Genomic DNA, 11499 nt, shown 5'->3' with positions numbered 1-11499 from the left:
GAAATCAAGATTCTGCGTTACAGTCTCGGGCACGAGGAAGGCGGCGCCGCGCCCCGTATACCGACAGGAGAACGATCAATGGACGTGAGACAGGCCATCAACAGCGAATACGCGAAGACGCTCGACACCACCGGGCTGCGTCGCGAGTTTCTGGTGGAGCAGATCTTCGAGCGCGATGCGTTGAAGCTCACGTACAGCCATATCGACCGGATCATCGTCGGTGGCGTGTGGCCGGTCGAGCGCGCGGTCGAAGTGCCGGGCTCGCTCGGCAAGGCGATCGGCGTCGACTATCTGCTCGAGCGGCGTGAACTCGGCGCGATCAACATCGGCGGCGACGGCTGGGTCGACGTCGACGGCACGCGCCACACGGTGCGCCGCGAAGAGGCGATCTATATCGGCAAGGGCGCGCAAGCGGTCGGGTTCGGCAGCGCCGACGCCACCCGGCCGGCGAAGTTCTATCTGAACTGCGCGCCCGCGCACACCAGCTATCCGACCCGCACGATCTCGCTCGACCAGGCCTCGCCCGAAACCCTCGGCGATCCGGCCACGAGCAACCGCCGCACCATCTACAAGTTCATCGTGCCCGACGTGCTGCCGACCTGCCAGCTCTCGATGGGCATGACGAAGCTCGAACCGGGCAGCCTGTGGAACACGATGCCCTGCCACACGCACGAGCGCCGCATGGAAGTGTATTTCTACTTCGACGTCGCCGACGACGCCGCCGTCTTCCACATGATGGGTGAGCCGCACGAAACCCGGCACATCGTCGTGCGCAACGAGCAGGCGGTGATCTCGCCGAGCTGGTCGATCCATTCGGGCGTCGGCACGCGCGCGTACACATTCATCTGGGGCATGGTCGGCGAGAACCAGGTGTTCGGCGACATGGACCATCTCGCGGTCCGCGAGTTGCGCTGAGCGAACATGAGTCCGAACACAGTGAACACTTTCGATCTGACCGGCAAGGTCGCCATCGTGACCGGCAGCAACACCGGCCTCGGCGCCGGCATGGCCGTCGCGCTCGCCGCGGCCGGCTGCGACATCGTCGGCGTCAGTCGCGCGGACGCGGGCGCGACCGCCGCGCGCGTCGAGACGCTCGGGCGCCGCTTCGCCGACGTGCGCGCCGATCTCGCGTCGACCGTTTCGGTCGACGACATCGTGCGCGCCGCGCTCGAAGCGTTCGGCCGCATCGACGTGCTCGTCAATAACGCAGGCATCATCCGTCGCGAAGACGCGCTCGAGTTTGGCGAAGACGACTGGGACGCGGTCATGGACGTGAATCTCAAGAGCCTGTTCTTCCTGTCGCAGGCCGCGGCGCGTCAGTTCGTGCGCCAGCAAAGCGGCGGCAAGATCATCAACGTCGCGTCGATGCTGTCGTTCCAGGGCGGCATCCGCGTCGCGTCGTACACCGCATCGAAAAGCGGCGTGCTCGGTCTGACGCGACTGCTCGCGAACGAATGGGCCGCGCGACGCATCAACGTGAACGCGATCGCGCCCGGCTATATGGCGACCGCGAACACCGCGGCGTTGCGCGACGACGCGCAGCGCAACGAGGAGATACTCGGCCGCATTCCGGCCGGCCGCTGGGGCGTGCCCGACGATCTCGCGGGGCCGGTGGTTTTTCTCGCCTCGTCGGCGTCGGACTACGTGCATGGGCATACACTGGCGGTGGATGGCGGCTGGCTCGCGCGCTAGGGACGGCACAAGCTCGCCACGAGTGCGCGCGACGCGCTATGCTCTCGCGCCGGTGAGCATCGGCTCGATGCGGCAGCGGCGAGTTGGCACAGACAGGGAATGACGGACATGGCGGCAACGGGAACACACAGGAATACTGCGAGGAACACGGCGAGGAACACTGCGCGCGACAAGACGCTCGACAAGGCGCTCGATAAGACCCGCGGCAAAGCCCGCAAGGAACCCGCCGGCGCCGCGTCGCTCGATGCGGACAGCGGTGAGCGCGGCGAATCGGCGTCGTCGATCGGGCGCGTGTTCGCGATTCTCGGCGCGATCGGCGACACCGGACAGATAGGCATCAGCGAGCTGTCGCAACGGCTCGGCATGTCGAAGACGACCGTGCATCGTGTGATTCAAACACTGAAGGCGCTCGGCTATGTGAGCCAGGAAGTCGAAACCGAACGCTATCGGCTGACGATCCGTCTGTTCGAGCTCGGCGCGAAAGCGCTCGAAAGCGTCGATCTGGTGCGCGAGGCCGACATCGAGATGCGCCGCATCGGCCAGATGACGCGCGAAGCGGTACACCTGGGCGCGTTCGACGATGACGCGATCATCTACATCCACAAGATCGACGCCGACTACGGGCTGCGCATGCAGTCGCGGATCGGCCGACGCAATCCGCTGCATAGCACGGCGATCGGCAAGGTGCTGCTCGCATGGATGGACCCGGCCGACGCGCGTGACGTGCTCTCGCACATCGAATTTCGCAAGTCGACGCAAAAGACCTTGACCTGCGCCGAAGCGGTGTTGAGCATCCTGCCGCGCGTACGCGAGCAGGGCTACGGCGAGGACAACGAGGAGCAGGAAGAAGGCCTGCAATGCATCGCGGTGCCCGTGTTCGACCGCTTCGGCCGTGTGATCGCCGGTCTGTCGATTTCGTTTCCGACGATGCGCTGCGGTGCCGACACGAAGCAGCATTACGTCGCGTTGCTCAAAGAGGCCGGCCTCGCGATTTCGACGCGGCTCGGCTATCGCGAAGCGACCGCCCCGGAGCCCGCGGCCGCGCAGTAAGTTGTGCGCGCGATGCGTTTTTACCTATCCCACCGAAGCTTAAGACAAGCTGATGACGCTACAGGTGTAGCGTCTTTCCATCACGCTCGCCCGAGCGCACTACCGAACTTCTTACCCAGTCTGCAACCGAATGTATCTGCGGCGCATACATAAGCCAAAATTTGATGCGCTTCTTTTTTCAGCAAGCGAGGCGCCGAAGCTTCGCTTCGAATCCATGCTTCGTCTGCCTTTCAATGCGTTTTTTTTCATAGACCCTTCAAGGGTTTGCCCGCGCGCTTGACAGTCGCCCGGCATGTCGACCCGTAACCCGCGGCGCCTTCCCTCCTCGTTCATCGCACTCGCATCGACGTTTCGGCGCGAGCTCGGATCGACACGTCCTGTTACACACAAACACACCGGTAATCGCGCCGCTCAGTAGAGTTCGGTTCAAACGAAAGCGGATCAGATGAAACGCTTCGCACGACAGGCACTCGCATCACAGATTTCAGGGAGCAACATCATGAAAAAAATCCTCGCATTGGTCATTCTTGCCGCCACGCTCGGTGGCGCGTTGAGCGGCTGCATCGTCGTCCCTGGCGATGATCATCCGCATCATGACCATTACTACGAACGTTATTGATCGGGCCATCACGCGCAGTAGGTGCGCGTCCGGCTCGCCACTTCATCACAGACATCCACACAACAGAGAACAATCATGAGTCTTTCACGCAACCGCTGGGTATCGTTGACCGTCGTCGCGGGTCTCGCGATCGGCGCATCATCGGCCGCTTTCGCGCACGTCGATGTCGGTGTGAACATCGGCGTGCCGGGCATCGCGGTCGTGCCCGCCGTGGTCGAGGCTCCGCCGCCCGTCTATGTGCAGCCCGCGCCCGTCTATGCGCCTGCGCCGCCTCCCGCGGTCATAGTCGCTCCGGGCTGGTACGGCGAACGCTACTACGATGGTCATCGCTATTGGGAGCGGCGCCAGTGGGAGCGGCGCGAGTGGCAACGTCGCCACGACGAATGGCGCGATGCACGCGGCCCGCACGGCGACTGGCACGACAACGGCGGGCACGGTCATGGTCATGACGATCGCGGGCATGACCATTGATAGACGGCAGGTGGCGTCCATCGCGCCACCGTGTCGCGCTTGCATTCGCGCCACCCCTTTGACAGGAGCGACGACGTGCTACGCAATGATCCGAGACGAGTAACCGCGCAGGTCGACGGCGCGCACATTTGCGCCGAATACAGCGAGCTGACCGGCCAGTTGTGCCTGCGCCAGGACGGCACGCTGGTGCGCGAATGGTTTCCGCCGCATTCGTGGATGGCGATCGCGTCGGTGGCCGGCGCGCGCCACTGGGGCACGCGGCCAACCGACGACGAATTGCTCGCGCTGCTGCACAACGAAATGGCGTTGCTGCGCGCGCCCTGAGCGCTCGCGCGTTGTTCGAGACGTAGCGGCACGCCCGACGCCGCGCTCATTCGATCGCTATGGCGCCGACGTTTTCATCGACCGATGCGTGATCGAGCGGCTCGCGCCGCATCATCAATACCACCCCGCCCGCCGCGATCACGGCCGGCACCGCGAGCAGGCTGAACACCGCGCCGAAGTGCCAGCCGAGCCCCATCAACGCCGCACCGACGAGCGCGCCCGCCACGCCGCCGACGCGGCCGATTCCCAGCATCCACGCCACGCCCGTCGCGCGCGCCCGGGTCGGGTAGAAGCTTGCCGCGAGCGCCGACATCGACGTGACCGCGCTGGTCGCGACCGTGCCGGTCAGGAAGATCAGCGTCCCGAGCCAGACCTGATGGCCGACGCCCCGCCCGACCAGCAACACGAGCGCGCCGACGAGGACATAGGTGAACGCGATCACGCGATGCCCGGCGAAGCGATCCATCACCCAGCCGACGCACAGATTGCCGAGGATGCCCCCGAGCGGAAACAGCGACGTCATCAACGCGGCCTTTTCACCGGAGAAGCCGGTGTCATTGAACAGCGTCGGCAGCCAGTTGGTCAGCAGATAGTAAATCAGTAGCCCCATGAAATAGGCGAGCCACAGCATCAGCGTGCCGAAGCGGTAGCGCGTCGACAGGATGATCGCGAGCGCCCATTGCGAACGTGCGTCGCCGGTATTGCGGCACACGTCGACCGCGAAAAAACGGCATCCGTCGAAGCGGTCGTGGGGCGCGATGCGGTGCAGGATTCGCGCGATCCGTTGATCGGCGCGCTTACGCACCGCGAGAAATTGCGCCGATTCCGGCAGAAACAGTATCAGCATCACGCTCAGCACGAGCGGACCGGCGCCGCCGGCGACCAGCACGCTCGGCCAGCCGAAATGCGGAATCAGCCATGCGGATGCGAGACCGCCGATCGCGAGACCGCCTGAAAAGCCGCAGAACATCGCATTGACGACGACCGCGCGAATCCGCGCGGGTGCGTACTCGGCCATCAGCGTGACCGCGTTGGGCATCGCCGCGCCGAGACCGAGGCCGGTGAAAAAGCGCAGCAAGGTCAGCGATTCGATCGAGCTCGCGCGGGCCGCCGCGAGACTCCACAGCCCGAAGAAGAACACCGACAGCACTAGCACCGTCTTGCGTCCGATGCGGTCCGCGCAGGGACCGGCCGCGAGCGCGCCGATGCCGAGTCCCACCAGCGCCGCGCTCATCACCGGGCCGAGCGCGCTGCGCGCGATGCCCCACTGCTGCACGAGCGACGGCGCGATGAAGCCGACCGCGGCGGTGTCGAAACCGTCGGCGGCGACGACCAGAAAGCACAGCACCAGAATCGTCCATTGAAACGGCGAGAAGCGCTGTCCGTCGATAAAGGCCTGCACGTCTACACTGCGTTCGGAGCGGCTCATGTGCGTGCTCCTTTCAGCTGGTTCATTGCGATGTCTCCTTGAGATGAAGAGGTGTTTTCTTATTGTTCGAATTGCCGTTCAACACGCGCTCGCCGCGACGGTGGTCGCGACCGTGCTTGCGAGCGTCGCGCTGTCCGTTCGTTCATGCCTGTCTCCTCCTCGAACGGGCGGCTAGCGCAGCATCGTCAGCGTCCTGAAGTCGACTCGCCGGATGATGCGGCTCTCCTGCGCGACGATCAGATGCGCGGACGCCTGCAGATACGCGGGCCACTCCGGATCGGCATCGCGTGCGGTGCGGCGCTGGTCGTAGTCGCCGATGCTCTCGTAGCCCCACAGATGCACGACCTGGTTCAGCGCGCCGATATCGCTCATGTAAAAGCCGACTGGCGCGCCCAGATACTTGAGCTGAATCGGCATCGCGAGCCGGTCGAAAACGTCGATGAACTCCGCCATGCCGCGCGGACGGATCGTGTAGATGCGATGATCGACGAAAGGTTTGCCTTGGCTCATGTGCCGGTCCTCAATACGGTTTCGGCTGCGCGGGGGTCCGCGTTGCTTGCGCTCTTCGCGCTGTTTGCGCTTTTCACGCTCACGCCCGCGAGATGACGACCGGTGATATAGCCGAACGTCATGATCGGCCCGAGCGTGATACCCGCGCCCGGATAGTTGCCGCCCATCACGCTCGCGCGATCGTTGCCGACCGCGTACAGGCCGGCGATCGGTGCGCCTTTCACGTCGAGCACTTCGCCGGTGACGTTCGTCGAGATGCCGTCGAAGGTGCCGAGATCGCCCATCACGACCTTCAGCGCGTAGTACGGACCGTCGCCGATCGGCGCGACGCACGGGTTCGGCTGGTGCTCCGGATCCCCCAGATAGCGATTGAACGACGTCGTACCGCGGCCGAATTCGCGATCTTCGCCACGCACCGCGTCGACGTTGTAGCGCGTCACGGTCGCCTCGAGCGCCATGCCGTCGAGACCCGCGTTGCGCGCGAGTTCCGCGAGCGTGCGGCCCTTGCTCAGATAGCCGTTGCGCAGCAGCGGGCCAAGCGGCACGGGCACCGGCTTCGCATAACCGAGCCCGTATTTGCGGATCGTCGCGTGATCGCAGATCAGCCACATCGCGGTTTCGCGTTCGTTCGCGCAGGCCTCGATCATCGCGGCACCCACGTCGTGATACGAATTCGCTTCGTTGGTGAAGCGCTTGCCCGCGCGCGTCACGCCGATCACGCCAGGCTTGTAGCGATCCACCAGATGCGGAAACACGCCGACGCTGCCGTCGCTCGTCGGCACGCGCGACACCGGCATCCATGCGGCGGGCTGCGGAAAACGGATCGCCACCCGCGCACCGAGACGTTCGGCCATGCCGATGCCGTCGCCCGTATTGCCGCGCGGCACCGGCGACAGGTGTTCGCCGCCGCGCCGCAGATGCGGATACGCGCGGGCGATCCGTGCGACGTCACGCGAGAAGCCGCCACATGCGAGCACCACGCCGCGTCGCGCGACGATGCGCATCTCGCCTTGCGCTCCGGCGACGAGCGCGCCGGTCACGCTGCCGTTCGCCACGGTCAGCTCGCGAGCGGCCGTGTTCGTATGGATCGGAATGCCGAGATCGAGCGCGGACTTCGCGAGCCGCGCGGCGAGCGCGTTACCGCTCGTGATCTGCACGCCGCGCCGGTACAGCGCAAGATCCTTCAGATGGCTCGCGAGGCGCTTCGCGACGTACAGCGCGGAGGTGAGCGAACGCGTCGCATTGAAGAAGTGCTTCAGGTCCGCGTTCGACGAGTTGAACATCATGCCGATGAACGTGATCGTCTTCAGCGGCGGGCGCAATCGCGAGATGTCCTGGCCCAGCGCGCGCGCATCGAACGGCGCGGCGACGACCGAGCGGCCAATGTCGACACCACCACCCACGTTCGGGTGATAGTCGGGATACAGCGTCGGCACGAATTTGACGGTGGTTTCGCGCTCGAAGAAGTCGAGCATCTCAGGGCCCGTGTCGAGAAACGCGTCGACGGCGGCGGCATCGAAGCACGCGCCGGTTTCGCTGCGCATATAGGTCAGCGCCGCTTCGCGCGTATCGCTGACGCCGTTGCTGTTTGCGTGACGGTTGCCCGGAATCCACAGCACACCGCCTGAAAACGCGGTCGTGCCGCCGAAGAACGGCTCCTTCTCGATCACGACGACATCGAGACCGTGTTTGCGCGCGGTGATCGCGGTCGACAGCCCTCCCGCACCCGAACCGATCACGAGCACGTCGCACGTGAGTGTCGCGCCGCGTGTTGCGTTGGTCATGATGGTCTCCTTACGCTCGGACCTGGCGGTCGGCCTGGGTGGCTTGCGTGGCCTGGTTGGCTTCGAAGCCGGGACGCGGCACGAGGTCCATCAGCATGCTTTCGAAGCCGCCATCGACGACGACTTCGGCGCCGTTCACATAGGCCGCGCGTTCGCTCGCGAGAAACGCGACGACATCGGCGATATCGTTCGGCTCGCCGATCCGGCGGCTCGCCGTCATCGCGCTGCGCCGGCGTTCGATATCGCCGTGCTCGTAGAACGCCGCCGACAGCGGCGTGCGGATCATGCCCGGGCACACGGTATTGCTGCGAATACCGCGTGGTCCCCACTCCGCCGCGATCTGCTTCGACAGCATCGTGACACCGGCCTTGCCCACGCTGTAAGCGCCGCTATAGGTCTGCGGATGATGCGCGGCCACCGACGCGACATGCACGATTGCGCCAGCGCCGCGCTTGAGCATGCGTTGACCGAATTGCTGCGAGCACAGCATGTAGCCGGTCAGATTCACGCGCAGCATCGCATTCCATGCATCGAGTCCAATCTCTTCGATGCCCCCCGGCCGCAACAGGCCCGCGTTGTTCACGAGCACATCGGCGACGCCGAGGCGCGCTTCGACCTCCGACACCGCGCCGCGCACGCTATCGATGTCGCCGATATCGCAGGCGAGCGCCAGCGCTTCGACACCGCTCGCGCTCAGCGCTTGCGCGACGTCACGGCACTTCTGCTCATCGCGATCGAGCAGCGCCACGCGCGCGCCAGCGTCGCCCAACACCTGAGCAATCGCGCTGCCGATGCCGCCCGCCGCGCCGCTCACGACGCAGACGCTACCTTCGAGCCCGAGCCAGGGTCGCGCGTTGGCGGGTGTGTCGCGCCGATCTTTCCGTTGATTCATTTGCTTAGTCATCCCGATCTCCATGTTCACGATCGCGGCGAGCTTAGGTTGGCCGGCTTCACCAAACTGCGTCATTCGACCGCGTCTCCGATGGAAAAAAGTATAGCCACGCGGTTCCGGACGAAATTGGACAAAGGCAGCGCATCGCAGGACAATTCGAACATTGGAGACAAAACCGCATGAGGAATATCCCTAACTACGATCTGTACGGAGAGTCCGCGCGGCCGCCGTGGTACGACGCGTTCAATTTCGAATGGATCGTCGAGCGCAGTCGTCCGAACGACTGGCATATCGCCGCGCACCGGCACGATGCATTGCTGCAGATTCTCTATATCCGCAGCGGTTCGGGCCACGTGCTGATCGAAAGCGAAAAGCTCACGATCGAAGCGCCATGCCTGATCCTGATTCCAGCGCAAACGGTGCACGGTTTCGTGTTTTCGCCGGAGATCGACGGGCTCGTGATTACGGCCGCGCAGCGCGCGCTGGAGTCGATTTCGAAAGCGGTGTCGCCGGGCCTCGTGCCGGTGCTGCAACGGCCCGCGCTGATTGCCGTGCGGCCCGCGGTCGGCGAGCGCACGTTGATGCCCTTGTTCGGTTTGCTGGAGCAGGAATTTCGCGGCAGCGCGCGCGGCCATATCGCCGCGGGCATGTCGCTGATGATTGCACTTTTCGTGCAGGTCGCCCGACTGACCGATGCCGCGTCGAGCGCGGGCGCGACCGTCAATGACCGGCGCGCCGCGCAGATCAAACGGCTACGCGAACTGATCGCCACCCATGTGCGCGAGCATCTGCCAATCGATTTTTATGCGGAAAAATTGGGGGTGACCGCGGCGCAACTGGGACGCATCTGTCGTGAGGAGCTTGGCCATTCGCCGCTGTCGCTCGTCAACGATCAGTTGATACGCGAGGCGCAGCGCGATCTGGTCTACTCGGGTTCGAGCATCAAACAGATCGCGCATGCGCTCGGTTTCGAAGATGCGGCCTATTTCAGCCGCTATTTCCGCAAGCAGACCGGCGTCACGCCCAAGGAGTTTCAGGCGGCCGCGCATCGGGATCTGTCGATCAATTAGCGATCCCGATGATCGCGCGGTGCTTGCAGTAGCGCTTACAGCTGCGCCTGCATCTGCGCGCCGGCGACGCCGACGTAGTTCTCCGCCAGTACGGTCGCGGCCGTGCGCGACGTCGTCACGTACTCGAGCTCGGCGACCTGCAGTTGCTGCTCGAACGCCGAAGCGCCTTCGATACGATGCAGCATGCTGGTCATCCAGTACGAGAAGTGCTCGGCGCGCCAGATGCGTTTGAGCGCGGTTTCGCTGTAACGGTCGAGCAGATCGGCGCGGTTTTCCTTGTAGAACGCGTCGAGCGCCTTGCTGAGCACGTTCACGTCGGCGACCGCGAGGTTCATGCCCTTCGCGCCAGTCGGCGGCACGATATGCGCGGCGTCGCCAGCGAGGAAGAGGCGCCCGTATTGCATCGTCGTCGACACGAAGCTGCGCATGCCGACGATGTTCTTCTGAAAGATCTTGCCGTCGATGATCTTGTGGCCTTCGTCCGAATCGGCGCGCGCATGCAGCTCGGCCCAGATGCGATCGTCGGACCAGTTGTCGACCGAGTCCTTCGGATCGCACTGGAAATACATGCGCTGCACGTTAGGCGAGCGCGTGCTGATCAGCGCGAAGCCGCGTTCGTGGCGCGCATAGATCAGCTCGTCCGACGACGGCGGGCCTTCGCACAGAATGCCGAACCAGCCAAACGGATAGACGCGCTCGAAATCCTTGCGCAGCGTCTGCGGGATCGCCTGGCGCGACACGCCTTGCGAGCCGTCGCAGCCGATCACGAAGTCGCATTGCAGTTCGTGCTCCGCGCCTTCGTGGCGATAGCGGATCGACGGCTTCTCGGTATCGATGCCGTGCACCGACGTCTCCGATACGCCGAAACGCAGTTCGGCGCCCGCGGCGACGCGCGCCGCGACTAGATCCTTGATCACTTCGTGCTGGGCATAAACCGTGATCGCATGACCGGTGAGGCCGGTCAGATCGATGCGGCGACGCTTGCCTTCGAACGCGAGTTCGAAACCGTGATGCAGCGCGCCTTCGGCTTGCATGCGTTCGCCGAGACCGGTTTGCGTCAGCAGGTCCATCGTGCCCTGCTCGAGCACGCCGGCGCGAATCGTCGATTCGATCTGATCGCGCGTGCGCGTTTCGAGCACGACCGAGTCGATACCGCGCAAATGAAGCAGATGGGAAAGAAGCAGGCCAGCAGGCCCTGCACCGATGATGCCGACTTGGGTGCGCATGTATGTCTCCTGAATGCGGTGATGAAATTTGCGCTCAGTGTGACGATCGCGACGCCTATCCCGCAATGCGATATAGCGGATAGGCGGTATCGCGCTGCGCGATAGAAGGTGTAAGGCGGGAGCCAGCGCCGCGCGGCTGCTTCGGCCGCAAACGCAAGACTGGCGGGGTTTTCCGCCGATTTGGACGACCCGCGGCTCGTGCCGCGGCATGGCGTGCCCTCAGGTAAACCCCGATCCGCTAAACGAGCTTCAATTCGCCAAGAAATAGTCGATAGACCGGATTTTTTGTCTCTTCCCAGCACGGGTAGCCGAGCGTTTCGATGAAGCGCTCGAACGCCGCGTGGTCGCTCCCGGGCACCTGAATGCCGACCAGAATCGAGCTGTAGTCCGCGCCCTGGTTGCGGTAGTGGAACAGGCTGATGTTCCAGTTCG

11 protein-coding genes and 1 pseudogene are annotated in these 11499 nt (G+C 64.5%); 6 read left to right on the top strand and 6 right to left on the bottom strand.

Annotation, left to right across the window (positions count from 1 at the left end):
* Positions 1-78 precede the first annotated feature (78 nt).
* From kduI to F6X37_RS22135, 5 genes are all read left to right on the top strand, one after another.
* The gene (gene kduI / locus F6X37_RS22155; protein WP_187612757.1) at positions 79-915 is read left to right on the top strand and encodes a 5-dehydro-4-deoxy-D-glucuronate isomerase; all 837 of its coding nucleotides are present in this window, start codon (positions 79-81) and stop codon (positions 913-915) included.
* A gap of 6 nt (positions 916-921) precedes the next feature.
* Positions 922-1692, top strand: coding sequence for a 2-dehydro-3-deoxy-D-gluconate 5-dehydrogenase KduD (kduD, locus tag F6X37_RS22150; protein ID WP_184067733.1), 771 nt, complete (start codon positions 922-924; stop codon positions 1690-1692).
* 99 nt (positions 1693-1791) lie between these two features.
* On the top strand, positions 1792-2742 hold the full coding sequence (gene kdgR / locus F6X37_RS22145; RefSeq protein WP_184043314.1) for a DNA-binding transcriptional regulator KdgR: 951 nt from the start codon (positions 1792-1794) through the stop codon (positions 2740-2742).
* Positions 2743-3436: 694 nt separating this feature from the next.
* Positions 3437-3832 carry a hypothetical protein gene (locus F6X37_RS22140; RefSeq protein ID WP_187612756.1) on the top strand — a complete coding sequence of 132 codons (396 nt, stop codon included), beginning with the start codon at positions 3437-3439 and terminating at the stop codon, positions 3830-3832.
* A gap of 75 nt (positions 3833-3907) precedes the next feature.
* Complete coding sequence (locus tag F6X37_RS22135; RefSeq protein ID WP_184067742.1) at positions 3908-4156, top strand: hypothetical protein; 249 nt, start codon at positions 3908-3910, stop codon at positions 4154-4156.
* 46 nt (positions 4157-4202) lie between these two features.
* Here F6X37_RS22135 and F6X37_RS22130 read toward each other — a convergent pair whose 3' ends face one another.
* The 4 genes from F6X37_RS22130 to F6X37_RS22115 all read right to left on the bottom strand — a co-directional run bounded on the left by F6X37_RS22130 (position 4203) and on the right by F6X37_RS22115 (position 8771).
* Entirely contained in the window at positions 4203-5585 is a 1383-nt protein-coding gene (locus tag F6X37_RS22130; RefSeq protein ID WP_187612755.1) for an MFS transporter, read from the bottom strand.
* 171 nt (positions 5586-5756) lie between these two features.
* The gene (locus tag F6X37_RS22125) at positions 5757-6095 is read right to left on the bottom strand and encodes an NIPSNAP family protein (RefSeq protein ID WP_018417780.1); all 339 of its coding nucleotides are present in this window, start codon (positions 6093-6095) and stop codon (positions 5757-5759) included.
* Positions 6092-7879, bottom strand: coding sequence for an FAD-dependent oxidoreductase (locus tag F6X37_RS22120; protein WP_187612754.1), 1788 nt, complete (start codon positions 7877-7879; stop codon positions 6092-6094). The genes F6X37_RS22125 and F6X37_RS22120 overlap by 4 nt, the downstream gene beginning before the upstream one ends.
* A 10-nt stretch (positions 7880-7889) precedes the next feature.
* The gene (locus F6X37_RS22115; RefSeq protein WP_187612815.1) at positions 7890-8771 is read right to left on the bottom strand and encodes an SDR family NAD(P)-dependent oxidoreductase; all 882 of its coding nucleotides are present in this window, start codon (positions 8769-8771) and stop codon (positions 7890-7892) included.
* 179 nt (positions 8772-8950) lie between these two features.
* Between F6X37_RS22115 and F6X37_RS22110 the strand changes: the two genes are divergently transcribed.
* Positions 8951-9841: a helix-turn-helix domain-containing protein gene (locus F6X37_RS22110; RefSeq protein WP_184067753.1), complete on the top strand. Its 891-nt coding sequence runs from the start codon at positions 8951-8953 to the stop codon at positions 9839-9841.
* A gap of 35 nt (positions 9842-9876) precedes the next feature.
* Here the strand turns inward: F6X37_RS22110 and F6X37_RS22105 are convergent, their stop codons facing one another.
* Both F6X37_RS22105 and F6X37_RS22100 read right to left on the bottom strand, forming a co-directional pair.
* Complete coding sequence (locus tag F6X37_RS22105; protein ID WP_187612753.1) at positions 9877-11067, bottom strand: 4-hydroxybenzoate 3-monooxygenase; 1191 nt, start codon at positions 11065-11067, stop codon at positions 9877-9879.
* Between the two features lie 238 nt (positions 11068-11305).
* Positions 11306-11499 (bottom strand): annotated as a pseudogene (locus tag F6X37_RS22100) (threonine ammonia-lyase, biosynthetic); the annotation flags it as partial.

Origin of the sequence: Paraburkholderia sp. 31.1, assembly GCF_014397645.1 — a bacterium.
GTDB lineage: Bacteria > Pseudomonadota > Gammaproteobacteria > Burkholderiales > Burkholderiaceae > Paraburkholderia > Paraburkholderia tuberum.
This window is presented reverse-complemented; position numbering and strand designations above follow the sequence as displayed.

Bases quoted from the DNA above. Each gene is read 5' to 3' on its own strand.
- kduI (WP_187612757.1), top strand. From the start codon at position 79: ATGGACGTGAGACAGGCCATCAACAGCGAATACGCGAAGACGCTCGAC.
- kduD (WP_184067733.1), top strand. From the start codon at position 922: ATGAGTCCGAACACAGTGAACACTTTCGATCTGACCGGCAAGGTCGCC.
- kdgR (WP_184043314.1), top strand. From the start codon at position 1,792: ATGACGGACATGGCGGCAACGGGAACACACAGGAATACTGCGAGGAAC.
- F6X37_RS22140 (WP_187612756.1), top strand. From the start codon at position 3,437: ATGAGTCTTTCACGCAACCGCTGGGTATCGTTGACCGTCGTCGCGGGT.
- F6X37_RS22130 (WP_187612755.1), bottom strand. From the start codon at position 5,585: ATGAGCCGCTCCGAACGCAGTGTAGACGTGCAGGCCTTTATCGACGGA.
- F6X37_RS22125 (WP_018417780.1), bottom strand. From the start codon at position 6,095: ATGAGCCAAGGCAAACCTTTCGTCGATCATCGCATCTACACGATCCGT.
- F6X37_RS22120 (WP_187612754.1), bottom strand. From the start codon at position 7,879: ATGACCAACGCAACACGCGGCGCGACACTCACGTGCGACGTGCTCGTG.
- F6X37_RS22115 (WP_187612815.1), bottom strand. From the start codon at position 8,771: ATGAATCAACGGAAAGATCGGCGCGACACACCCGCCAACGCGCGACCC.
- F6X37_RS22110 (WP_184067753.1), top strand. From the start codon at position 8,951: ATGAGGAATATCCCTAACTACGATCTGTACGGAGAGTCCGCGCGGCCG.
- F6X37_RS22105 (WP_187612753.1), bottom strand. From the start codon at position 11,067: ATGCGCACCCAAGTCGGCATCATCGGTGCAGGGCCTGCTGGCCTGCTT.